At 44.1% G+C, this 24,747-nt stretch carries 24 protein-coding genes; 11 read left to right on the forward strand and 13 right to left on the reverse strand.

Translation table 11 applies throughout. The features are described 5' to 3' along the window. Positions 1-7: 7 nt before the first annotated feature. The 5 genes from deoD to hinT all read right to left on the reverse strand — a co-directional run bounded on the left by deoD (position 8) and on the right by hinT (position 2,942). Positions 8-712, reverse strand: coding sequence for a purine-nucleoside phosphorylase (gene deoD, locus L5L94_RS10705; RefSeq protein WP_012196924.1), 705 nt, complete (start codon positions 710-712; stop codon positions 8-10). Positions 713-1,012: 300 nt separating this feature from the next. After that, positions 1,013-1,408 carry a YcfL family protein gene (locus tag L5L94_RS10710; protein ID WP_263138248.1) on the reverse strand — a complete coding sequence of 132 codons (396 nt, stop codon included), beginning with the start codon at positions 1,406-1,408 and terminating at the stop codon, positions 1,013-1,015. Positions 1,409-1,577: 169 nt separating this feature from the next. Continuing rightward, the gene (locus L5L94_RS10715) at positions 1,578-2,075 is read right to left on the reverse strand and encodes a PaaI family thioesterase (protein ID WP_168823948.1); all 498 of its coding nucleotides are present in this window, start codon (positions 2,073-2,075) and stop codon (positions 1,578-1,580) included. Further along, the gene (locus L5L94_RS10720) at positions 2,062-2,589 is read right to left on the reverse strand and encodes a PaaI family thioesterase (protein WP_263163108.1); all 528 of its coding nucleotides are present in this window, start codon (positions 2,587-2,589) and stop codon (positions 2,062-2,064) included. The genes L5L94_RS10715 and L5L94_RS10720 overlap by 14 nt, the downstream gene beginning before the upstream one ends. Then, on the reverse strand, positions 2,586-2,942 hold the full coding sequence (gene hinT / locus L5L94_RS10725; RefSeq protein ID WP_263163110.1) for a purine nucleoside phosphoramidase: 357 nt from the start codon (positions 2,940-2,942) through the stop codon (positions 2,586-2,588). The genes L5L94_RS10720 and hinT overlap by 4 nt, the downstream gene beginning before the upstream one ends. Before the next feature lie 144 nt (positions 2,943-3,086). Between hinT and L5L94_RS10730 the strand changes: the two genes are divergently transcribed. Further along, on the forward strand, positions 3,087-4,853 hold the full coding sequence (locus tag L5L94_RS10730; protein WP_263163111.1) for a M61 family metallopeptidase: 1,767 nt from the start codon (positions 3,087-3,089) through the stop codon (positions 4,851-4,853). Positions 4,854-4,970: 117 nt separating this feature from the next. On the opposite strand, the gene L5L94_RS10735 is transcribed toward L5L94_RS10730, so the two are convergent. Beyond that, entirely contained in the window at positions 4,971-5,606 is a 636-nt protein-coding gene (locus L5L94_RS10735) for a LuxR C-terminal-related transcriptional regulator (protein WP_028760305.1), read from the reverse strand. A 297-nt stretch (positions 5,607-5,903) separates the two neighbouring features. Here L5L94_RS10735 and L5L94_RS10740 point away from each other — a divergent pair, with 297 nt between their 5' ends. Further along, positions 5,904-6,650, forward strand: a complete 747-nt coding sequence (locus L5L94_RS10740; RefSeq protein WP_263163113.1) for a cytochrome b/b6 domain-containing protein — start codon at positions 5,904-5,906, stop codon at positions 6,648-6,650. A gap of 98 nt (positions 6,651-6,748) precedes the next feature. Here L5L94_RS10740 and cctA read toward each other — a convergent pair whose 3' ends face one another. From cctA to L5L94_RS10755, 3 genes are all read right to left on the reverse strand, one after another. After that, positions 6,749-7,099, reverse strand: a complete 351-nt coding sequence (gene cctA / locus L5L94_RS10745; protein WP_105252823.1) for a tetraheme c-type cytochrome CctA — start codon at positions 7,097-7,099, stop codon at positions 6,749-6,751. 510 nt (positions 7,100-7,609) lie between these two features. Further along, positions 7,610-8,692 (reverse strand): AI-2E family transporter, encoded by a 1,083-nt coding sequence (locus L5L94_RS10750; protein WP_131523891.1) that lies wholly within the window; start codon positions 8,690-8,692, stop codon positions 7,610-7,612. 225 nt (positions 8,693-8,917) lie between these two features. Continuing rightward, complete coding sequence (locus L5L94_RS10755) at positions 8,918-9,151, reverse strand: sulfurtransferase TusA family protein (protein ID WP_028760309.1); 234 nt, start codon at positions 9,149-9,151, stop codon at positions 8,918-8,920. Between the two features lie 111 nt (positions 9,152-9,262). Here L5L94_RS10755 and L5L94_RS10760 point away from each other — a divergent pair, with 111 nt between their 5' ends. The 4 genes from L5L94_RS10760 to L5L94_RS10775 all read left to right on the forward strand — a co-directional run bounded on the left by L5L94_RS10760 (position 9,263) and on the right by L5L94_RS10775 (position 13,902). Next, on the forward strand, positions 9,263-10,732 hold the full coding sequence (locus tag L5L94_RS10760; RefSeq protein ID WP_263163114.1) for a M48 family metalloprotease: 1,470 nt from the start codon (positions 9,263-9,265) through the stop codon (positions 10,730-10,732). Between the two features lie 128 nt (positions 10,733-10,860). Further along, positions 10,861-11,211 carry an arsenate reductase (glutaredoxin) gene (gene arsC, locus L5L94_RS10765; protein WP_219250543.1) on the forward strand — a complete coding sequence of 117 codons (351 nt, stop codon included), beginning with the start codon at positions 10,861-10,863 and terminating at the stop codon, positions 11,209-11,211. A gap of 52 nt (positions 11,212-11,263) precedes the next feature. Further along, on the forward strand, positions 11,264-11,638 hold the full coding sequence (locus L5L94_RS10770) for a DUF2069 domain-containing protein (protein ID WP_028760312.1): 375 nt from the start codon (positions 11,264-11,266) through the stop codon (positions 11,636-11,638). 302 nt (positions 11,639-11,940) lie between these two features. After that, a complete protein-coding gene (locus L5L94_RS10775; RefSeq protein WP_263163116.1) occupies positions 11,941-13,902 on the forward strand; it encodes a hypothetical protein in 1,962 nt (653 codons plus the stop codon). Positions 13,903-14,020: 118 nt separating this feature from the next. On the opposite strand, the gene hda is transcribed toward L5L94_RS10775, so the two are convergent. Next, positions 14,021-14,731 carry a DnaA inactivator Hda gene (hda, locus tag L5L94_RS10780; protein WP_168823935.1) on the reverse strand — a complete coding sequence of 237 codons (711 nt, stop codon included), beginning with the start codon at positions 14,729-14,731 and terminating at the stop codon, positions 14,021-14,023. Between the two features lie 62 nt (positions 14,732-14,793). Next, positions 14,794-15,885, reverse strand: coding sequence for a DUF2066 domain-containing protein (locus tag L5L94_RS10785; RefSeq protein ID WP_219250545.1), 1,092 nt, complete (start codon positions 15,883-15,885; stop codon positions 14,794-14,796). 215 nt (positions 15,886-16,100) lie between these two features. Between L5L94_RS10785 and L5L94_RS10790 the strand changes: the two genes are divergently transcribed. After that, positions 16,101-17,351 carry a uracil-xanthine permease family protein gene (locus L5L94_RS10790; protein WP_028760316.1) on the forward strand — a complete coding sequence of 417 codons (1,251 nt, stop codon included), beginning with the start codon at positions 16,101-16,103 and terminating at the stop codon, positions 17,349-17,351. Between the two features lie 161 nt (positions 17,352-17,512). Here the strand turns inward: L5L94_RS10790 and grxD are convergent, their stop codons facing one another. Continuing rightward, positions 17,513-17,845: a Grx4 family monothiol glutaredoxin gene (gene grxD / locus L5L94_RS10795; RefSeq protein WP_011846572.1), complete on the reverse strand. Its 333-nt coding sequence runs from the start codon at positions 17,843-17,845 to the stop codon at positions 17,513-17,515. A gap of 225 nt (positions 17,846-18,070) precedes the next feature. On the opposite strand from grxD, the gene sodB reads away from it, so the two are divergent. The 4 genes from sodB (at position 18,071) to L5L94_RS10815 (ending at position 23,747) form a co-directional block, all read left to right on the forward strand. Further along, complete coding sequence (sodB, locus tag L5L94_RS10800; protein WP_028760317.1) at positions 18,071-18,655, forward strand: superoxide dismutase [Fe]; 585 nt, start codon at positions 18,071-18,073, stop codon at positions 18,653-18,655. 286 nt (positions 18,656-18,941) lie between these two features. After that, positions 18,942-20,876, forward strand: a complete 1,935-nt coding sequence (locus L5L94_RS10805; RefSeq protein WP_131523897.1) for a PrkA family serine protein kinase — start codon at positions 18,942-18,944, stop codon at positions 20,874-20,876. Between the two features lie 66 nt (positions 20,877-20,942). After that, complete coding sequence (locus L5L94_RS10810) at positions 20,943-22,211, forward strand: YeaH/YhbH family protein (protein WP_263163118.1); 1,269 nt, start codon at positions 20,943-20,945, stop codon at positions 22,209-22,211. A 9-nt stretch (positions 22,212-22,220) separates the two neighbouring features. Continuing rightward, entirely contained in the window at positions 22,221-23,747 is a 1,527-nt protein-coding gene (locus L5L94_RS10815; RefSeq protein WP_113938762.1) for a SpoVR family protein, read from the forward strand. An 84-nt stretch (positions 23,748-23,831) separates the two neighbouring features. Here L5L94_RS10815 and fadR read toward each other — a convergent pair whose 3' ends face one another. Beyond that, positions 23,832-24,548, reverse strand: coding sequence for a fatty acid metabolism transcriptional regulator FadR (gene fadR / locus L5L94_RS10820; protein WP_028760321.1), 717 nt, complete (start codon positions 24,546-24,548; stop codon positions 23,832-23,834). Between the last annotated feature and the right edge of the window lie 199 nt (positions 24,549-24,747).

Here is a 24,747-nt window from a genome sequence, read left to right on the forward strand (position 1 = left end):
TTTAAACCTAATTGAGGGCGGTTTCTAACGCGAGCTCGATCATATTATTAAAAGAGAGTTGGCGTTCTTCGGCCGTAGTTTCTTCACCGGTTAAACAATGATCCGATACCGTTAAAATGGCTAATGATTCGATACCTTGTTGGTGTGACAATCCATAAAGCCCCGCCACTTCCATATCAATACCTAATACCCCAAAACGTTCAAGTGCGGGGATCATATCTTCATCGGGATCGTAATAAAGATCACCACTAAAGATATTGCCAACTTTTACACTAATGCCTTTCTCATTCGCTGTTGTATAGGCTTTATGCAATAAAGAAAAGGTCGCAGAAGTTGCCATTTGGTAGCCACTACTACGCTTAGCGTTAGTAGGTGAATCCGTGCCTGCGGCTTGGGCTAAAATGACATCTCGCATTTGTACATGTTTTTGTGTTGCACCTAAACTGCCAATACGAATAATGCGTTTCACGCCAAAATAATTAATCAGCTCATGGCCATAGAGCACCATAGATGAAATACCCATACCATGACCCATAACGGAAATGCGCTGTCCTTGGTAAAAGCCCGTGTAACCAAGCATATTGCGAACATTCGTGACTTCTACGGCATCGGTAAGATAGGTTTCAGCGATATATTTAGCACGGAGTGGATCACCCGGCATAATAACAGTTTCAGCAAAATCAGTAGGTTGAGCATTAATATGAGCAGTCATCTTTCTATCCTCATGTGGTAATATGCTGATAGTAGTGCTCAATCACTGAATGTATTTAGGACTAAAGTCCGGATTTCACCTTGCCGTAAACCTTTTTGCTTAAAAATGGGTAATTTATCGCAACTTTCAATGTCAAAAAGACGAAAGCTAATAACATTTGAGTGACCTTAAGGTCATTGAAAGTTGATGTAAAACGAATAAAAAGGCTTACTCCTTAAAAGAAGTAAGCCATTTTAGAACGGGTTTAATATCAAAAAATCAATTAAACACGGAATAAACTAAACAGAAGCAAACTCAAGCTTAGTTTGAAAAGGTTTCACGCACGTATACATCAAATTTAACCACTTGGGCATTAGGTGCAACAGCGCCGACTTGCAATTGCTGTTTACCGTGTAATTTCACCGATTTCCAGCTGGTCGCTTCATCTTCGATAGTAAAGCCGCTGGCATCGTACCAAGTGAATTTATATTGCACACGCATATCGGACGAGGATTTACTAACAATCAACGCTGTACCCTGCACTAAATCACCGACTCGGCGTGCATCCACACTCTGTACCGCAATATCTCGAGCAAAGCTGGAATTATCGACGCGGGTTTCACCCAGTGAACTCACTGAAATCCCTGCGGTATGTGAGGCACAAGCACCTAAGGTAAGCGCTGCGGCCAGTAATAACCCTGTATAAACTTGTTTCATATATTTCTCCTAGTCACGCCACAAAATACGCAGCTAGCGCATCATTTCCCATTAAACGACAAACTAATCGAACAGTGCTGAACTCATGCTTAATAACATAGGCTAAATAAAGCATTCTCAATCTAAAATAGTGAATCAGTCATGCTTCATCAATCTAAACTTAATCAGATTAATCAATCAAAAAATGTGCCCGTGCCGTAGCAATAAGCTGCTTACGATTGGTTTGCCAACAATCAATATTCACGTTGGCGACTCGTCGACCCTGACGGGTAATACGACACTCAGCAAAACTATCCTTGTGCAGACCTGCACGTAAATAGTCGATTGAAAAATCAACGACTTTAGGCACCTTTGCCGTTTGCATAAATACCATTAACTGCACTATCGCTGACATTTCCATAAAGCCCGCAATCACGCCGCCATGAATAGCGGGCAACACAGGATTACCGATATTGTCGTCTTTAGCGGGCAATTTAAAAATCAGTTCATCACCAAAACGCTCCACCTTCATGCCAATAAATTTGGCATAGGGAACGTGCTCAAGTAAATGGCCAAAATCATTAAGTTCAGTGGCGCGTTTAACTATCCCTTGCACATCAATAGGCGCTTTAACCTGTGCGTTTTGAGTTGTACTGGCTGCATCTAGTATCGAATTATTTGCGCTCATCACTCTCTCCTATCGCAGGCACGGCTTCACCCATTAACGCTTGCCTAAAGGCATCACCGACCATTTCAGGACTTATCCGCATAAAAGAGCCGACGGCATGGGCGATGGGATCGTCAATACTGTCTTGATAAGCAATTGCACGGGTAAAGGCAATATTAGAAGACAACTTGTAGCATTCCGCAAATCCAAACACTGGCTTATGGGGCTTAGCGGGCTTCATGTAGTCCACCCGTAAATCGAGCGTAGGTGATATTTCTAATAATTTGAATTTATGGAAAATTGCGCTCACGACTGCACTGCCACACGCGGTATCCATTAAAGTAGTGATCACCCCACCATGGATAACACCGGTATCGGGATACCCAATTAATTCAGTGCTGTAGGGCAACTCAATCAACACATGGTGCTCACTCGCCTCCAATACGGTTAAACCGAGACGGCGACACTGAGCTAGTTGATCCACAAACCGCTGCGCCATTTGGGTCAGCGGGAAAAAATCCGAATTGACCTTCATTTGTCTTGGCTCAACATGGGCCCCAGAGGCTCCCCGCCCACAAGGTGGAAATGAATGTGATAGACTTCTTGTCCACCGTGTTGATTGCAGTTCATGATCAGTCGGTAGCCATCTTTAGCGATACCCGCTTCCGCCGCCAATTTAGCCGCAACCGTCATCATACGGCCAAGTACCGGCTCATCAGAGGCTTTCATGTCGTTCGCCGTTGGGATCAAATTATTCGGCACAATCAAAATATGCGTTGGCGCCTTAGGGGAAATGTCTCTAAAGGCAGTCACAAGTTCATCTTGATACAGAATATCCGCGGGAATTTCGCGACGAATAATTTTGCTGAAAATAGTTTCTTCGGCCATGGGGCGTCCTCCTTGGGTTAGTTGGCATAGTATACTAGCAATTCAATACTTTGTGTCTGCAGATATTTTGCTTTTCATTTGCCAGTTGCAGGCATTTTTGGCAGCATGGCCACCATTAAAACACTCAGGTTTTGCAGGATAAATATGATCCATTACCAGATAATCCCCGTCGATCCGAAAGCCCATTTATTCGCTGTCACTATGACATTATCACAACCCAAGCCAGTGCAGGTCTTTAGCCTACCCGCTTGGCTGCCAGGCAGTTACATGGTGCGCGACTTTGCCAAAAATATCATTGAACTCAAGGCACAAGATGCACAAGGCCAAACACTTAAGCTCACCCAACTAGATAAGCAAACTTGGTCGGTTGACAATAATAGCAGCGAAATTATTCTGACTTATCAAGTGTATGCTTGGGATCTGTCGGTGCGCACCGCGCATTTGGACATGACCCACGGCTTCTTTAACGGCAGTAGCGTGTTTTTATCTGCCCATGGTTTTGAAGACACTTTACATACCGTCTCTATAGAGCCACCAACAGAGCCAACATTAAGTGACTGGCACCTTGCTACCAGCATGACTCGCACCAGTGGTGACGATTTTGCCTTCGGCCAATTTTCAGCTAAAAGCTATGACGAGCTCATCGATCATCCGGTGGAAATGGGCTTATTCACCTTAGGGAGTTTTGATGCCTGTGGCGTGCGGCATGATATCGTACTCAATGGTCGCCACCGTGCTTGTATGCCAAGGCTCTGCCAAGATTTAAAGGCCATTTGTGAGTATCAGATTAACTTCTTTGGTACACCTGCACCGTTTAAGCGTTATTTGTTTATGACCACAGTATTAGACAATGGCTTTGGCGGTTTAGAGCACAGAGCTTCTACTGCATTAATGTGTTCACGCAAAGACTTACCACTGTCGCTCGATATGCCAATCAATAACGACTATCGCACTTATTTATCCCTGTGCAGCCACGAGTATTTCCACAGCTGGAACGTTAAGCGCATTAAGCCTGAATGCTTTTTACCCTATAAACTTGATGCAGAAACCTATACGCCACAATTATGGGCCTATGAAGGCATCACCTCCTATTACGATGACTTTCTTACCTATCGTGCAGGTCTGGTAGATGAACAAAGCTATTTAGATATGCTGAGTGAGACCTTCACCCGTGTCTATCGCAGCCAGGGACGCTTTAAACAAAGTGTTAAGGACTCAAGCTTTAATGCTTGGACTAAGTTCTACAAGCAGGATGAAAACGCACAAAATGCCATCATCAGTTATTACACTAAAGGGGCTCTGTTTGCGCTGTACTTAGATTTAACCCTGCGCAGCGAAACCCAGGGCAAATACAATCTCGACCATGTTATGCAGATTTTATGGCAGGAATATGCTCTGCAAGATAAAGGCACCACAGATACTTGCCATCAAGCCATCGTTGAACGACTCCTTGGTCGTGATTGCCAAGATCTGTTTGCCTACTTAGATAGTACGGACGATATTCCGTTAGCGGCTTTACTCGCCGAATTTGGGGTCAACTTGAGTCTTCGATCCAGTCAAGGTGCGCAAGATGTGGGCGGCGGGCAAGCGAAAGGTTATGAGATTGCATTCGGCGCGAAAACCCAAGCAGCACCTGTTGGATTAAAAATCGTGACTGTCACCCAAGGCTGCCCTGCACACCTTGCAGGGTTAAGTGCAGGTGATGTGTTAATTGCCGCGGATAACCTACAAGTCACAGGACAATTTGAGGCGCAGCTACAGCAGTATCCGCTGGGTGAATCGTTGGATTTACATTGGTTTAGACGGGATGAATTGATGACGGGTGAATTGATGATAACTGCCGCGCCTAAGGATACTGTCGCCCTATCCATTCGTGACAAAAGCAAAATAGCGGCTTGGCTTGGACGTTAATAGGCTTTCGGCTTAAGACTACTTTTGAGAAATAATAAAAGGGGCTTTAGCCCCTTTTATCTGAGATAAGACTTAACTTAAACGTATATACGTTTGTATATCAATACTGATATCGACTTAAACCACCACATCGTGCAAATAGGTTTGTGCCCACGCAATCGCTTGACCACGGCTAGACACTCCAATTTTACGGAATACTCGGTACAAATGGGTTTTTATCGTGCTTTCACTGACAAATAACTGATTAGCGATATCTAAATTAGTACTTCCCGTCAACAATGCTTGTAATACTTCACGCTCACGGATAGTTAACGGTTCAGTGTCTTCGAACAATCCAAAATCATCATTTACCCCATTAATGAGCTGAATTGGAATGACCCTATGACCTCGTAAAATATTCGAGAGTCCGAGGCTTATCTCAGTTAAACCTGCATCGAGATAAAACACCCCTGCAGTTGTGGCAGCTTGCATTAAGAAACGTGCATCCACTTGTTTAGGGAACTGCAAATAGACAACTCGCACACTCGGTTGCTCACGGGCAAGTAAACGTTGAAATTGATGGGCTTTTTGAAGATCAACAGTCGCTAAATCGATCACGACCATGGAGGCATTATTATCTTTGATTTTCTCACACATCTCATCAGGGCTGACTTGGGTCAACTTAACGAGAAACTCCTGCGGCCAACGTCCTGCGAGCAATTCCATCAATACTTGCGATCGTGACACTACAATCCAATGTAATATTTTGAACATCCTGCTCACTCCCTGTCTGGTTAACGATTATTCACTTTAAGGATCTAAGATCCTCCAAATACGACTTCAACATCCGTTCAATAGACTTCCAAGTCTACCGTGGTCACGATATTAGCATTAGATAAAACAGATTAAAAAGACTTACGTAAAAAATATTTACCGTACGCAAATCAAAAACTTCTAACACTTTCGTTGACTACACTATCAATCAGAAGTCTTAATTGAAACTGAAAAAAGTTACTGAAATTTTAGGATAAAAGCGTAAGATCATACCAACACAAAAAATAAGGAAATTCCATGTCCAGCAGTAACCCCACCGCTTTTGAAATAAAATCCTATCCTGTGTGGGACAAACCGACGCGATTATTTCATTGGATTAATGTCATTCTTGTGCTCGCACTCATCTTAGTCGGTGGCATCATGATGTATCGCACTGAGCTAGGCATATCTGAGTTAACAGGTAAAATTGGCTTGAAAACTTTACACGTGTGCATAGGATATGCGTTCGCAATAAACCTCATCGTCCGCCTTGTGTGGGGTTTTATCGGTAACAAATATGCGCGTTTCAGCCACATGTTTCCTAATGCTAATAGCAAAAGCGAATTAATAGCTTATAAGACTGAATTAGCCGCGGGGAAAAATCCGCAGTATTTAGGTCATAACCCTAAAGGTAAATTTGCCGTGCTGGCCATCATGTTGCTATTAGTGACCATAATGATCACTGGACTTTTGCGTGCAGGTACAGATATTTATTATCCGCCGCTAGGTAGTGCTGTACAAAGTTATCTTGCTGATACCAATGTCGAACCAACAAGCTTAAAACCCTATGATGCAACGGGTGTGAATGCAGAAAAAGCGGATGCACTTAAACCAATGAAAGGATTGGCAGGTCAAGTACACGTCTATACGGTTTATGTGTTGTTACTGCTGATGTTATTACATGTATTCACGGTGATTTATACTGAAGTAAAACGTCAACCAGGGATTATTTCAGCCATGTTCTCCGGCAAGAAGATCATCCAAGGTCAGCCAAAAGACGAGTAATCGGTTAGTAAACGGAAAAAAATAACGCCAGCTATTCGCTGGCGTTATTTATTTAGACATGAAGGTATATACCAACTTTTCTAAACGTATTTTTGAGATTATTTTTTCAGAACAGTTGCTGGGGTACGACCATCATCATGGCAGCTTTCACAGGTAGGTTTTTGACCGACATTCATATCATGTACCGCATGACAATCTGCACAGACTAAATTACCGTCATGTGGCTTATGCACAGCGTCCATTTCAGCATAGGTACCATGACAACTTTGGCACTGTGCAAATTCAAAGGCACCATCCGCAGAAGGTGTACCATCTTTATGACAGCTTTCGCATCCACCCGACTCAGCATGGAAATCAGACAATTTTTGATCTGCAGCAAATGCGGTTGGCGACAGCGCTAACGCTGCAAGACTTGCCCCGAAAAGCGCACTTAATAGTTTTTTGCTCACAATAGTATCCTCCAATGGCGATTGTCAGTGGAAATTCTTGTCAGGGTGACTTCCATCTCTCAACCAAAATAAATAGCACGACTCGATATAACTTAGCTAAGGATGAACGAATAAGCAAACCCAAACTAAGCGACACAACTTTATCAACATACTCAAGGGTAAAATGTGCGCTGCATCATGTAACCACATGCTTATATAAGAGTTTTACATCTACCTAACCTAGAGGCTACATAATGTAAATCCCTAAACTGGCAAGCGACAGAATAAATCCCCCTTAATCTAAAACTAAAAGCTCGATTCATGATGATACTTAAGACAAAGTGATAATAAAAAGGAATGACAATAAGTGAATGGGTACAGAGTACTAGACGAGGATGCTTTAAATTGTAAAGGCACAATATTCAACCAAAACGCCTCTGGCACTTAATTCAAATGCCAAGAGGAATTAGCGATAACGGTTAACTCGCCCACTATAACCAATGATACAAATGGCGGTTAGACAGGTAGGCATCAACTCGCATCAAGTTTATTGTCAGCCTCAAGCTCTGTTTTAGGCCAAGCGTTAATCACGGCTTTGACCAACGATGCCAATGGAATGGCAAAGAATACTCCCCATACACCCCATAAACCGCCAAAGACTAAAACGGCCGCTATGATGATCACCGGATGCAAATCCACCGCATCGGAGAATAAAATAGGCACGAGTAAATTACCGTCGAGCGCCTGAATAATACCGTAACCCAACATTAAATAGCCAAATTCAGAACTAAAGCCCCACTGAAAAAATGCCACTAGGGTGATAGGTAATGTAACTAAGGTTGCACCGACATAAGGGATCAATACCGATAACCCCGTTAACACACCAAGCAACGCCGAATATCGCAGTCCCATCAAGGCAAACAAAATATAAGTTGCGACGCCAACAACCACGATTTCAATCACTTTGCCACGAATGTAATTAAAAATCTGTTGGTGCATTTCAAACCACACTTTACGCGCTAACTGGCGATTTGCGGGAAAAAATCGCTTACTGCCGCTAATCAGTTGATCTTTATCTTTTAAAAAGAAAAACACCAGTAAGGGCACTAAAATCGCGTACACCATCAAGACGAGTAAAGAAGCTGAATAACCGATTAATTGCTTAGCAATATCCAACACATGTTGAGTATCGAGCAGTTTTTTAAGCTCACCAACCATCAGATCTAACTGCTCTGGATTGATAAATCGTGGATATTGATTGATCAGCGTTTGTATTGTCAGCAAGCCTTTATCTATCATGCTAGGCAAGTCGGCAATTAAGCTAACACCTTGACGCCACACACTCGGAATTAAGCCAAATGTCAGTAAAACCACGATTCCCAAAAACAACACAATAACCAAGGACGCACCAGCGGTGCGATTAATCCCCAATTTAAGCATTTGCGCCACAGGCCATTCCAATAGAAATGCCAACACAAGAGCGACCAACAGCGGAGCAAGTAAACCTGCCGCAAAATAAATCACTAGCGCGAGCCCGACAAGAATAGCCATTAAGGTCACAGCTTGTGGATCACTAAAGCGCTCTTGATACCAACGAGAAAAAACAGTAAACATGGATCATTCCAATTGTGATGGTTGGCGAGGCTTCCCAAACGCTCAGGAAAGTTTATTTATCATGATGTTATTCGAGACTTTACTCAGTTAGACTTTCGCTTCTACACGTCAGCTAAATCAAAAAATAAACTGACAAGAGTAAACAACCTAGCCTGAGCGGCACTCTGGCTCAGAATTAGGCGCTTGATGCTAGTCTCAGAGGATTTAAACATAAAAATCCTCAATTTATCCCTGAGATAGATCAACTTTGGTGACCATCAAGGCTAACAGACTTGCATCATTACGCAACTCTTGCACGACATGCCCTTGTTTTTTTAAATATTGGGGAACATCTCGCCGCGAACCAGAGTCTGAGAGTAAGATATGCAACTGCTCACCCTCTCGCATTGGCTTCAATGCAAGCTTCACTTTCACTAAGGGTACTGGACAACGAAAGAGCGTTAAATCAATAAAAATCATAATGAACTTGCTATAGACGAACTTGGGCCATTATCCTAAGTTGCACCTCAAACTACAAGCTAAGTGCAGTATCTGCCTTTAGTTGAGATAATTAGAAATAAAAGGATCCGCTTGCGTAACTTGACTTTTTTGACTCGATTAAAACCTTTTGTTGCAGGCGCATTCTCCTTGATGCTGCTAACCTTCGCCGCCAAAAGTTTTGCTAACAATGACTTACCGGATTTAGGTACGGCCGCAGTTAACACCTTCAGCCTTGAAAAAGAAATGGTTTACGGTGATGCTTATATGCGCATCATTCGCTCATCGGCACCTATGCTAAATGACCCCGTGTTGAGTCAATATCTTACCGAGCTTGGCAATAAACTGGTCGCCCATGCCACAGGCGTAAAAACGCCGTTTTATTTTTTCCTATTACAAAATGATGAAATCAACGCCTTCGCCTTCTTTGGCGGCCATGTTGCCGTACACACAGGCTTATTTCTCAATGCCGACAATGAAAGCGAACTGGCTTCAGTATTAGGCCACGAAGTAACTCACGTTACTCAACGTCACCTTGCCCGATCCCTTGAAGCACAGCAAAAAAGTAATCCTGCAACAATTGCCGGTTTACTCGGCGCCATTTTGTTAACTATTGCAGTACCACAAGCAGGTATGGCGGCGCTTGCGACAACCCAAGCCATGGCGACACAATCGAAAATCAACTACACCCGTTTGCATGAAAAGGAAGCCGATCGCATCGGAATGCAAATTCTAGTGGATGCAGGCTTTAATCCCAATGCTGCGGCGGATTTCTTTGGTAAATTAGCAACTCGTTATCGCTTTACCACAACACCACCACAAATGTTATTAACTCACCCATTACCTGAATCGCGGATCACTGAAGCCCGTAACCGTGCCGAGCAATACCCTAAACGTTATATCCCTGATAATCTTAATTTTCAGCTAGCAAAAGCCCGTATTCAAGTCCGTTTTTCCAGCTATAGCGACGAAGCAGTATTAAGCATGTTTGATCGGCAGCTCAACAAACAGACCTATAGCTTCAAAGAGGCGGCACTTTATGGCAAAGCGCTGGCTTTATATAGATTGAAGAAGTTTAATGAATCAGAAAAAATCGTTGATGAGCTGTTAAAAATCGATGATAACAACCTGTTTTATATAGACACTAAATCTGATTTACTGATCGAACGTAAGGACTATGCAAAAGCGATAACTATGCTCGAAGCCCAGCGTAAAATGAAACCAACGTCTCAAGTGATCAATGCCAACTTAGCCAATATATATATCGAAGCCGATCAAGCCCCCAAAGCAATCCCTTTGCTGGAAGATATGATTTTCCTCGATAAACAAAATGAACTGCCCTATCAATTGTTGACTATGGTGTATAAAAAAACCGGCAATCAAGCATTGGAATATTTTTCCACCGCAGAGCTGATGGCCTTAGGTGCTAATTATAAGGGCGCAATCGATCAACTTAACTTTGCCTACCGTGCATCCGAAAATAATCCATTACAGCTTGCACGTATTGAAGCACGTATTCGCCAGTTTAAAATGGCTGATAAAGAAATGGATGCGCTTAAGTAATAAGTTGTTTTACAAATAGATTAAAGACAATAACCCATTTATGCGCCCCGAACACACTGACGGGGCGCGGTTTTTTCTGTTATTATCCGCGCCATTGTTATTTCAGCCCGTATTGAGCCTCTAGTACTATGACCCAAGTGACGATTTACCATAACCCACGTTGTTCAAAAAGCCGTGAAACCTTAGCTTTACTCGAGCAACAAGGCTGCGACATTACCCTAGTGGAATACTTAAAAAATCCCCCTACGGCTAAAGACATCGGCGACATTCTGGCTAAACTAGGCATCAGTGCTCGCGAATTAATGCGCACCAAGGAAGCAGAATATCAAGCCTTGGGACTTGCAGACTCATCACTAACAGAATTGCAGTTGATTGAGGCTATGGTCAACACTCCTAAACTCATCGAACGGCCAATTGTGCTCACCAATCAAAGCGCAGCCATCGGCCGTCCTCCTGAGAATGTGCTCACTATTCTTTAATCCATGATTTTTAAACCAAAATGGCTTTTATTTTCAACCCTTAGGTAGACTTATGACGTCCAACACCTTATTTATCCTTAGCCGTTTAGGCTACTTTGCGCTAGTGCTGCTATTAGGCGGTTGGTTTGTTGGCCAAGGGATTAGCGGTGAATACACCCTGCTATTTAGTCTCTTATGGATAGTGCCGTTATTACTACCCGCAAAGGGTGTTTTCCAAGGTAATCCATACACTTACGCTTGGGCAAGTTTTATTCTGTGCTTATATATGTTACATGGGCTCACCCTGCTTTATGTCACCAATGACGCCTTCGCTTTTGCCTTAATCGAAGTATTATTGATTGGCGTACTGCTAATCGCTTTCCCATTTTATGCCCGCATACGTGGTCGTGAACTGGGATTAGGCCTGAAGAAAAAATCTAAAGAATAGTCCGTTCAATGTATTTTCAGTGCCGTTTAACCTTGCTGGGTATAGCGGCACTTTTTATATTGCAAGGCCAAACCTTGGCTCAAATATCCCTTATGATCTCAGTCTGAATATCCATTTCAACCTTAGTTTCAACCTCTGTTCCGACGTCAATTCCCATCACGACAAAATTAACACTTATTATACTTACACTGACTTTTTGCAACTAAGTACCCGTGCTATAGTCAGTTTCTCACAGTATAAGCGTCCCATGACGCCACAAAAGTCTAAATAGCACAGCAGAGTTAGCAAGGGAGAATGGTGTAATGGGAATGTCGATACCACTGAAATTTTTCGGATTTATGGCTTGCTCTGGCCTACTTGCGGCATGCGGGGGCGGTGGTGATAGTGATAGTAAACCAGATGATAGTGTAGTCACGCCCCCCTCCACCTCACTAGCACGCTGCACAGATAGCATTTCGCCACTCATTACCACCACGTCATCCTCAATTCGCTTTCAAACCGAGCAAAATTATGTGGCGGGTCAATCTAGTACTATCATTGCCAATATCCTAAATCGTGACAGCCAAGACTTAACCTTCCGTTGGCAGCAAATCGATGGCCCTAACATAGCACTCGTCAGTCAAAACAGCCCGGTATTAGCCCTTGATACTCCCACCACAGGCGGCTACCGTTTTAGCTTGCATGTGACGGGCAGTAATCTAGATGTCTCCGGAGAAATTGGTATTAATGTCGATCCCGCATCGACGGGTATGCTAAACGTCCGTCAAGATCACCAAGTGGTTGAAAGCAATAATGTGAGCTTAAGACTCGGACAACAATCGGAATTAATCGCAGCAAATATCTCTTGGTGTGTAGCATCTGGCCCAGATTTAATGGTCGATGTGAACGATCCGTTTAGACCCTTGTTTACCGCGCCAACGGTCACCCAGGATACAATCACTCGCCTCAAAGTGAATGCCAACGTCAATGGCAATCAGCTTAGCGATGATGTCTTTGTGCTAACAACCTCGGCGCCAGCGATCAGCTCACCATACTTCGATACCCCAGTTGCGCGCACCCATGCCTATCGTCCGGCTTCACCTTACGCCAATGTGCTAGCAAACTGTGTTTACTCCAATCAGCTTAATGATAGCTGCACTATCAATACCTTACCTTTGATAGGTCAAACCTCAAGCGATCTCAATCACGAGACGATTCTAAATCGAGTACTGGTTTCCCACGATTGGATGGGTGATAACTTTGCCGCTTTCTTAGCCCAGATGGACCCTAATAGCGATTTTGCCCGCCTGTTACAATCCGTTACAGCCGTGGTGATTAGCTATGATGTACGCCCTTCTTTCTATTGGGTAGTCACAGGGGCGATTTATCTCGATCCCAATGATTTATGGCTTACGCCAAGCCAACGCGACACTATTAATGAAGCGCCGGATTACCGCAGTAATTTCGGAAATGATCTTAACTTTGTGATGCCTTGGCGTTATGTGAAAGATAACCAATATGCCTCCCTTGGCGTGCCTATCACCGTCAGAGCAAACCGCACATTAGCGCAAATCAATCCCGATCTGGCCTCCTTGTTGTACCACGAGCTCGCCCATGCCAATGACTTTTTTCCACGCAGCGTGCATGCCACACTCACAGGGCCAAGACTGTTAGATGACTACAGCCGCCGCAATGCCAGCAAGAGTCTAATTTCAGATCAAGTCAGTAAAACCTACCCATTAACGAGCACTGAAATGATGGGACTTGCCAATGTTAGTTTCCTCGGCGCAGCGGCGAGTAATGTGCAAAAGACCTATCAAGCATCGGATGTCAGTACTTTCTTTTCTACCGATATCGCCAGCGACTTCTATGCCTATTCCAGTACCCGTGAAGACACGGCCATGTTATTTGAGGAAGCCATGATGAGTCATCGCTATCAAATATTGCGTGATGTCGCCATCACCAATAAACCTGCGATATTAACTGCGGATTCGCTAATTATTGACTGGGGACAAAGGGGACGAATTGCGCAAGACAGTCTAGAAAATCGCGCTGCGTTGGTGATTGATGAAATGCTGCCAGAGCTTAATGGGATCAGTCTGGTCGAAAGCCTACCCGAGCCAATTAATATGGTGCAAGGTCAAAGCTGGCATCAAACATTGGCAATATCGCCTGCGAATACGCAGCTCAAAAGCCAAAGCAATGCAGCTGCAATTAATGCCGAGTCTCGTTTTGAAGCCGAACTTCGCTTAAGTGGTGACCGTCACCAACATCCACAACAATAGCGTTTTAAATTTTAGATAAACAAAAGCCCGTATGTATTCAACATGACGGGCTTTACTCTTTTTGGCTTTAATGCCAGTAGGTTTTGTATCTTCAGAACGAACACAAACCATGCTGTATCTAAAGGTGTAGCATCTCTTTGGCAAACGGAATCGTGAGCTTACGCTGATGCACTAATGAGGCTTTATCTAACTTATCCAATACATCAAACAAGGTCCGCAAATCCCGCGCCATACGGTTCAGTAAAAAACGCCCGACATCTTCCGGTAATTGCAGGCCACGCATAGCGGCGCGGCGTTGCAGTGCGGCAAGTTTTTCATCATCTGCCATGGGTTGCAGTTGGTAATTCAACCCCCATTGCATACGTGAAACAAGATCTGGCAAGAGGAACCCAGCATCCGCAGGAGACGAGCTGCCGCTGACCACTAAGGCGCAATTCTTATTTTCTGCGACGCGATTGTAGAGATCAAAAATCGCCTCTTCCCAAACGGGGTGGCCGGCGATGGCATCGACATCATCGATACAAACCAAATCCAACTGTTCTAGGCCTTCAAGCAATGCGGTCGAAATACTCGCATGTATGCCTAAGGGAATATAAAAGCTGCGACGCTCCACTTCATTAGCGTGCGCGCAAGCAGCGTGCATTAAATGGGTTCGACCCGATTTAACTGGGCCCCACAAATAGATGGCGGCTTCACCATGCCCTTCGGCATTCGCTCTCAATTTTTGAATAAGTTCATCATTACCCGCGGCGGGGTAATAACTATTAAAGGTTTCGTCGTCTGGCAAATGCACAGGTAACGAGAGTTGCAGAGGTGAGTTTAAGGGCACTCGGTCTTCTCAATATTAAATAAAAACAATGCCGTGCTTAACTAAGCACGGCCGATAACATCTTAATGTAAACGCCATTCATACACAGGTTTGCCAGCTTGATTAGAGACAGGGCTAAATTCACCTGCACTCACAGGTGCGACCACAGAAATACGCGGCTCTAAGCTTAATAAGCGTTGTAAATCCGTCTCTGAGCCAAATAAATCTAACGAGAAAGTCACGGTGTTACCTTGAATATGCGTTAACGTGGCATTTTTAATCGCGCTGAGTTGCTTCAAATATTTTTCAACTTCAACTAATTGCGCCATTTTTTGGATATTAACGAAGGTAACACTCGCACCAAGCTGAGTACCAGTATCGGCAATCGCATACTTAGTAAAATAGTATTCACCTAACGCCGCCATCATAGCGGTAATCGCTTGGGCCGAATTTTCAGCAGTACCGTTGTAACTGAATAACGGTGGCGTCAAAGAGTCAATGGTAGCCTTAGTATAAAGATTTAAACGATAACGAACCTGATTCCCGGCGGCATCAATTGCCACTAGCGCCAAAAAGTCAGCTTGATAGCGGCCAGATACACTCGCCACGATGTCGGCAAACATCCCTTTAATATCGTTAGGATTTATACCCATCAACTCATCAAGATCTAAGATAGGCAAGAGTACAGGTATACCGCGGGCATAGGAAAAATCGCTAAAAATCTTACGTTCGGCTAACGCAGATGAGTCACCCAATATCATAGTGTCGCCATCACCAGGCATAGCGACCCAAAATAAGGTCAGCGGGCGTTGAGTTCCCCAAACAGGCAATTGTGCCTGGCGCAGTAACGCCACTATGCGGCGGTGCTCAAAACTCGCGGTCAACAGCAATTGGCCATTTTGCTCGATATAACCATACTGGCTCAGCAAGGTATCAGGATTACTGAGCTGAGATTGGATTAGGCTGTTATCGAGGGATCGCGCCGTCCCAGTGTTCTTGATAATGACTTGCTCAAGTGCACTTTTTAAGGCTTTGTCGCGTTCAGCAACTGCGCGCGAAGACACAGGCACATTGGCCTCATCTAATTTACTCACCTCAACAGCATTGACGCTATTAATCGTGAACAGACAATATAGAAATGCAATTAAGCTCGGCTTCAATAGGAATTTCAGCATCTTTGAGTAGTTGAAGTAGCGTCAGATGAGGCAAATTGTACCATAGTTAGCGCCTTAAGCGAGTCTTGCCAAAATTTAGCCCCATTTCCGAGCCTGCCACAGCACAGAAAACCCAAACAGTGATCAACGTCGGCAAAACAGGCGATTTTCTCCTGCTCAAAATCCAACAAACTGTTATCATTTGGCGGTTTACCCTAAATTAACGAGAATAATAAATGAGACGACTCGCTATCCCCCTACAGGGCGCGCAAATGCTATTTGTGGCCTTCGGTGCCCTAGTACTAATGCCGCTACTTACAGGGCTCGACACCAGTGTGGCATTGTTTACCGCAGGTATCGGTACCCTACTCTTCCAATTGATTACTAAACGCCAAGTGCCTATCTTCCTCGCATCTTCCTTCGCCTTTATTGCCCCCATACTTTATGGCGTGCAGACTTGGGGAATTCCATCCACAATGGGCGGCATTATGGCCGCGGGCGTGGTCTACGTCATGCTCGGCGCCTTGGTTAAAGTGCGCGGTACTGACTTTATTCACAGACTATTGCCCCCAGTCGTAGTGGGACCCGTGATCATTATTATCGGCCTTGGCTTAGCCCCCGTTGCGGTGAATATGGCATTAGGCAAGAGTGGTGATGGTAGCTTGACTTTAGTCGCTACAAATACGGCGTTATTTATTTCGCTCGCATCGCTTGGTACCACTATCGCAGTGGCGATTTTCGCAAAGGGTCTACTCAAAGTGATGCCGATTTTAGCAGGTATTATAGTAGGTTACAGCTTAAGCCTAGCCTTTGGTATTGTTGATTTTGCAGTCGTGACCGCTGCAAGCTGGATTGCTATTCCTAAATTTGTCGCGCCAGAATTAAACTGGTATGCCATCGCATTTATGATCCCAGTGGCAATCGCCCCTGCGGTAGAACACATAGGTGATATTCTGGCGATATCCAACGTCACGGGTAAAGATTTTATGAAAAAACCCGGCCTGCATCGCACGCTAACGGGTGACGGGATTGCCACAATTGCAGCCGCAGCCTTTGGTGGTCCACCGAACACGACTTACTCAGAAGTGACAGGTGCAGTAACCTTAACCCGAAATTTTGATCCTAAGATCATGACTTGGACTGCCATTACCGCCATCACTTTAGCCTTCGTTGGCAAACTAGGTGCGCTGATGCAAACTATCCCCGTCCCAGTGATGGGCGGTATTATGTGTTTGCTATTTGGTTCCATTGCCGCAGTTGGCCTCAACACCCTTATTCGTAATCATGTGGATTTATCTGAGCCACGTAATTTAAGTATTGTCGGTGTTACCTTAGTCTTTGGTATCGGCGGCATGGCATTTGGCATAGGTTCATTCAGTCTGACTGGTATTAGCTTGTGCGGTATTGTCGCTATTACCATGAACTTACTATTACCCGCGACTAAGCCACACAATAAACACCACGAGTCTGATGTGACGCCTCATTAATTACGGCTTGAAGACACGATCAATTTCGAAGTAGGTCGTTGAAAAATGACCACTTTATAAAATTGATCGTTTCTTAAGAAACCACCATAAAAAAGCCGCCGTGATATCAATCACGGCGGCTTTTTTATGAAGCAATATTTTTATGAAGTAAGAATTAACTCTTACTCTTCAGTCTTGATCTTAGCGGCAGCCGCTTTGATCAAAGGTTGTAATTCGCCTTTTTGGAACATGTCCACTACGATATCACACCCACCGATCAACTCGCCTTCAATCCACAATTGTGGAAAAGTCGGCCAGTTAGCAAACTTAGGTAATTCTGCGCGAATGTCTGGATGCTGAAGAATATCCACGAATGCAAACTGCTCGCCGCAGTTAATCATGATCTGAGCTACCTGTGACGAGAAGCCACAGCTTGGTAACTTAGGAGAGCCTTTCATATAAACAATGATAGGGTTTTCCGTGATCTGCTGCTTAATTTTCTCTACTGTTTCCATTTTGATTCCTAAGTAGGATGACGTTGACTCAATGCGACTATTGTACGTCAGCTAGACGCAGAACAAAATCCCACAGTTTGTAAGGTTATGTCGACATTTGATTTTTCGATGGCGTCTATCTAGTCAATTAGCTAAACAATGATTCACATCACAAATTTTATCGGTACAATAGTCCTAAGTGAGCACGTTTAAGAAACGATAACCTAAGACCATGGAGAGATACTAATGGCTTTCGAATTACCCGCATTACCATATGCAAAGAACGCACTAGAACCACACATTTCTCAAGAAACCATAGAATACCACTACGGCAAGCACCACAACACTTATGTTGTGAAGCTAAACGGCTTAATCGAAGGAACTGATTTCGCTGGTAAATCTTTAGAAGATATCATCAAAACTTCTACGGGTGGCGTATTTAACAACGCAGCTCAAGTGTGGAACCACACTTTCTACTGGAACTGCTTAGCCCCTAATGCTGGCGGCGAACCAACAGGCCCAGTTGCTGATGCAATCAATGCCGCTTTCGGTTCATTCGACGCATTCAAAGCGCAATTTACTGATTCAGCAGTAAACAACTTCGGTAGCGCTTGGACATGGTTAGTGAAAAAAGCCGATGGCACTCTTGCTATCGTTAACACTAGCAATGCAGCGACGCCACTGACTGACAGCACAGTAACACCAATCATGACAGTTGACGTGTGGGAACACGCTTACTACATCGATTACCGTAACGTGCGTCCTGACTATCTTGCCCACTTCTGGCAATTAGTTAACTGGGACTTCGTTAACCAAAACTTCGCAGGTTAATTCATTTAACCTAACGTTGTTTACTGCCGAATGAGCAGTGGGTTAATCCCAGTAAAAAGAGCCCTAGTGGCTCTTTTTTTATGCCCCTCGTTTGCCGCCCATCCCTTATCCTACCGATTTATCCTCCGCTAACTACAAGTGCAATAATTGCGTTTGCAACTATTTGTTATTGTTTTTATTTGATATTTTTTTGACACAGATAGTGAGTTTGTGTCTAAGATTAGAGTAGGAGGCTGGCTAGCCAGTTATCCGTTCCATGACATCACTGGCGTTTCAGGGGGTTTATATGGGCATTTTCGAGCATTACCAAAAGCGCTACGAACAAAAACTCGATGAAGAATATTCTTTGCAGGAGTTTCTGGACATCTGCAAGGGAGATCGCAGCGCTTACATGTCAGCATCAGAGCGACTACTGCTTGCAATTGGTGAAGCAGAAGTCATTGATACCGCAAAAAATCCAACACTTAGCCGTATTTTTTCGAATCGACTTATTTCACGCTATCCCGCATTTAAAGATTTCTTCGGCATGGAAGACGCCATAGAGCAAATTGTGGCTTACCTAAAGCACTCGGCTCAAGGATTAGAAGAATCCAAACAAATTCTATACCTACTGGGCCCAGTGGGCGGCGGTAAGTCATCACTCGCCGAAAAACTCAAAGCCCTAATGCAAAAAGTGCCCATTTACATTCTGAGCGCGAATGGAGTCCGCAGCCCAGTCAACGATCACCCCTTCTGCCTGTTTGATGTGGAAGAAGATGGACAGCTGTTAAAAGATGAATTCAACATTCCCAACCGTTATCTGAAAACTATCATGTCGCCTTGGGCGGTAAAACGTCTGCATGAGTTTGGTGGCGATATCTCCAAATTTCGCGTGGTAAAAGTCTTTCCATCCATTCTGGACCAAGTGGCAATAGCGAAAACTGAACCTGGTGATGAAAACAACCAAGATATTTCGTCCCTTGTCGGTAAAGTCGATATTCGGCAACTCGAACATTTCTCCCAAGATGATCCCGATGCTTACGCCTATTCAGGCGCATTGTGCCGTGCAAACCAAGGGGTGATGGAATTCGTCGAGATGTTTAAGGCACCAATTAAAGTGCTGCATCCACTACTGACTGCGACGCAAGAAGGTAACTATAACGGCACAGAAGGCTTATCGGCCTTGCCCTATAGCGGGATTATTCTGGCTCACTCAAACGAGTCCGAGTGGTCAACCTTCAAAAACAACAAAAACAATGAAGCCTTCCTCGACCGTGTTTACATCGTCAAAGTGCCCTACTGTTTACGGGTCTCAGAAGAGCTGCAAATCTATCAAAAACTGCTAATCAACTCTGAGTTATCGAAAGCGCCCTGCGCTCCCGGCACCTTAGAAACCTTAGCGCAATTTAGTGTATTGTCACGCATCAAGCCGCCTGAAAACTCCTCCATCTACTCTAAGATGCGGGTATATGACGGTGAAAGCCTGAAAGATACCGATCCTAAGGCTAAGTCTTACCAAGAATACCGTGATTACGCAGGTGTCGATGAAGGCATGAATGGACTATCCACCCGTTTCGCCTTTAAGATTTTGTCGCGGGTATTTAACTTCGACCATTCAGAGATCGCCGCCAACCCAGTACATTTATTCTATGTCCTCGAACGACAAATTGAACAAGAACAATTCCCCGGCGATACCGCCGAACGTTATCTTGAATTCCTAAAAGGTTATTTGATCCCTAAATATGTGGAGTTTATCGGTAAAGAGATTCAAACCGCTTACTTAGAGTCTTACTCTGAATACGGCCAAAATATCTTCGACCGCTATGTTACCTACGCCGATTTTTGGATCCAAGATCAAGAATACCGCGATCCAGAAACAGGTCAGCTATTCGACCGCGCCGCCCTCAATGCTGAACTTGAAAAGATTGAGAAGCCCGCGGGGATCAGCAATCCTAAAGATTTCCGTAATGAAATCGTTAACTTTGTGCTGCGCGCCCGCGCGAACCATGAGGGTAACAATCCGCTCTGGACCAGCTACGAGAAACTTCGCACAGTGATCGAGAAGAAAATGTTCTCCAACACAGAAGATTTACTGCCTGTTATTTCCTTTAACGCCAAAACGTCGAACGACGATCAACGCAAACACGATGATTTCGTCAATCGCATGATGGAGAAAGGCTATACCAAAAAACAAGTCCGACTCTTGTCTGAGTGGTATTTACGAGTTCGTAAATCTTCTTAAACTTGCGCTAACTAAGTATAGGGCTTTGGTGTTGCCAAAGCCTTCGCTGGGTTTTGGGAGGTGCGTATGGCGAACTTTATCGATAGACGGTTGAATGCGAAAGGAAAAAGCACAGTCAACCGCCAACGCTTTATCAATAGATATAAGCAACAAATTAAAAAAGCCGTCAGCGATGCAGTGACTCGTCGCAGCGTAACGGATGTAGATAAAGGCGAAAAAATCAGTATCCCAACACGGGATATCAGTGAACCTATGTTTCACCAAGGCAAAGGGGGTGTCAGGGATAGAGTGCATCCCGGTAATGACCAATTTACCCGTGGCGATAAAATTGACCGACCACCTGGTGGTTCAGGCGGCGGTTCGGGCAAAGGCGAGGCCTCAAACTCGGGTGAAGGCGACGATGACTTTGTGTTCGAAATCTCTAAAGACGAGTATCTAGAGTTATTGTTTGAGGACTTAGAACTCCCCAATCTACAAAAAAATCGCCTCAATAAACTGGTGGAATACCAAATTTACCGTGCTGGGTTCACCAATGATGGCGTCCCCGCTAACATCAATATTGTCCGTTCATTACGTTCATCCCTTGCACGTCGCATTGCGATGTCGGCCAGTAAAAAGAAACTATTAAAAGAGTTAGAACAAGAACTTGCTGAACTGGAAAATATTCCAGGTACTAAGGCTGAGTTGATTTTGGATTTAAAAGCTCAAATTGAGGAATTAAAACAAAAGATTGCTAGAGTGCCGTTTATCGATACCTTCGATCTGCGCTTTAATAATTATGCGAAACGAGAAATCCCCTCCAGCCAAGCTGTGATGTTCTGTTTAATGGATGTGTCTGGTTCTATGGATCAGGCAACTAAAGATATGGCAAAACGCTTCTATATCTTGCTGTATTTGTTCCTCACTCGTACCTATAAAAATTTAGAAGTGGTTTATATTCGTCACCATACCCAAGCTAAAGAAGTCGATGAACACGAGTTCTTTTACTCCCAAGAAACGGGCGGCACCATAGTGTCCAGTGCATTGAAATTAATGCATGAAATTCAACAAGCCCGCTACCCCGCCGATGAATGGAATATCTATGCGGCCCAAGCATCCGACGGGGATAACTGGGCCGACGATTCACCTACCTGTAGGCAATTGTTAGAACAAAAAATATTGCCACTGGTGCGCTACTACAGCTATATCGAAATCACTAATCGCGCCCATCAAACCCTGTGGCGCGAATATGAATCCCTGCGACAGCATTACGACAACATCGCCGTGCAGCATATACGTCAAGCCGAAGATATTTACCCTGTCTTTAGGGAGCTATTCAAGAAACAAGCGGTTTAAGGGGGCACTATGGGGATAACTAAATCAACACCTTGGACACCACTGAGCGATGGTCCCGACTGGAGCTTCGAGCTACTGCAGGACTACCTCAAGGAAATTGAACGGGTAGCAGCACTGTATAAGCTCAGCACTTACCCAAATCAAATTGAAGTCATCACCGCTGAGCAGATGATGGATGCTTATGCGGGCATTGGTATGCCCATTGGTTACACCCATTGGTCCTTTGGCAAACGTTTTATCGAAACCGAGCAAGGTTACAAACGTGGGCAAATGGGGCTCGCCTATGAAATTGTGATTAACTCTAACCCCTGCATCGCTTACTTAATGGAAGAAAATACCATCACAATGCAGGCGCTGGTGATAGCTCACGCCTGTTTCGGACATAACAGCTTTTTTAAAAACAATTACTTATTTAAGACATGGACAGATGCGAGCTCGATTATTGACTACCTTGTCTTTGCTAAAAACTACATCAGTGACTGCGAGCAAAAATACGGTGTAGAACAAGTCGAAAGCGTCATAGACTCCTGTCATGCGCTAATGAACTATGGTGTAGATCGTTATAAACGTCCCTCTGAAATCTCATTCAGGGAAGAACAAGCAAGACAAAAGGATCGCGAGGCTTACCTTCAAAGCCAAGTAAATGATTTATGGCGCACCATTCCTACCCATCAACATGAGCAGTCTCAATCTAAAAAACGTCGTTTCCCCGCCGAACCGCAGGAAAATATTTTATATTTTATCGAGAAAAACGCTCCTTTGCTTGAACCATGGCAAAGGGAAATAATCCGTATTGTGCGTAAAATGGCGCAATATTTTTATCCACAAAAACAAACTCAAGTCATGAATGAAGGCTGGGCAACCTTCTGGCATTACACTATCTTGAATCACTTATACGACGATGGCGTGGTTACTGACCGCTTCATGATCGAGTTTTTGCAAAGTCATACAGGCGTTGTGGCTCAACCCGATTACAACAGTCGTTATTACAGTGGCATCAACCCATACGCCTTAGGTTTTGCCATGTTCACCGATATTCGGCGTATTTGTGAAAATCCAACCGATGAAGATAAAGCTTGGTTTCCCGACATTGCTGGCAGCGATTGGATTGAAACCTTACACTTTGCGATGCAAAACTTTAAAGATGAAAGTTTTATTAGCCAATATCTCTCACCTAAAGTTATCCGCCAATTTAAATTGTTTGGTATCCATGATGATGAGAAACGCAATTATCTTTCGGTATCCGCGATCCACGATGAACGGGGCTATCAAGATATTCGCCAGTTACTATCACAACAATATAACCTGTCTAATATTGAGCCAAATATCCAAGTACATAATGTGGAAATCAACGGTGATCGATCCTTGACCTTACATTATGTGCCAAATAACGATATTCCCTTAGCCAATAGCCATAAAGAAGTATTAAAGCATTTACATCGATTATGGGGTTTCACTGTCACCTTAGAGCAAAAAAATGCAGATGCGAGTATTAGCGTCTTAGCATCCTGCCCTGAAGCCAATAAACCAGAATAATAAGCACAATAAAAAGGCCGTTTCCAATTGAAACGGCCTTTTTGTTTATTTAGCGCTATCTTAACGCGATATCACTCACAGAGATTAATGATCTTGAGCAATAGAAGCCGGCATATCTTCGCGTAATTGTAACCACATCTTACCGCTATTCATGCCATAGGTACGCATTAGCGCAGAGACATCGAGGTAATTTTTCGCCTGAGCCAACAGTTCTAATTCTTTGTAAAAGTTCAATGCTAATAAACGCGCATCTGAGCTCGTAAAGTAATAACGACCAACTCGACTATACAAACCTTTAAATCCGTTTAATATCAAAACGTAAAGTGGATTTCCAGACGAAAACGCTAAGGTGTGATGCAGTAAGTAGTCAAATTCAGCATAAGATTCAGCCGTATCTTCAAGCTGGTGAATCTTTGCAAGTACCTCCACAGCGGTATCCGGGTTATAACGCAAAGCACCGCGAAAATAGATAGCACTGACGTTCGTTCTAGCTGACAAGAGTTGGTCAACCAATACCGGAAAACCCTCGGGATTCAAATCAGCAATAGTCTCAAGGATGTTTAAACCTGAGGTTTCCCAAAAGTTGTTAACCCGTGTTGGTTTGCCATGCTGAATTTTCAGCCAACCGTCACGCGCCAAGCGCTGAAGCACCTCACGCAGAGTGGTGCGAGTCACACCAATCAATTCTGAAAGCTCACGTTCAGCCGGTAAAATGGACCCTGGAGGAAATTTGTTTTCCCAAATTGATCTCACAATATACTTCTCTGCAAAACTTGCAGGTCCTTTGGCATTGATAATCATCAGCCCACTTATCCAGTTGTTGTGCGTCGTAATGGTCACTGATCATACCAGAGCGGTAAAAAATGGAAACCATTCACTTAAAATCACTGTGTTATCGCCGTGTAAATGTCACAGAATCGTTCAAAAAAACGACCAAGGTCAATACAGGATGGGCCAATTTTGCCGCTTAGCTCCGCTTTTTGAAATGTCGGTATCAGTA

This window comes from Shewanella sp. SM21, from assembly GCF_025654335.1.
Classification (GTDB): Bacteria; Pseudomonadota; Gammaproteobacteria; order Enterobacterales; family Shewanellaceae; genus Shewanella; species Shewanella oncorhynchi.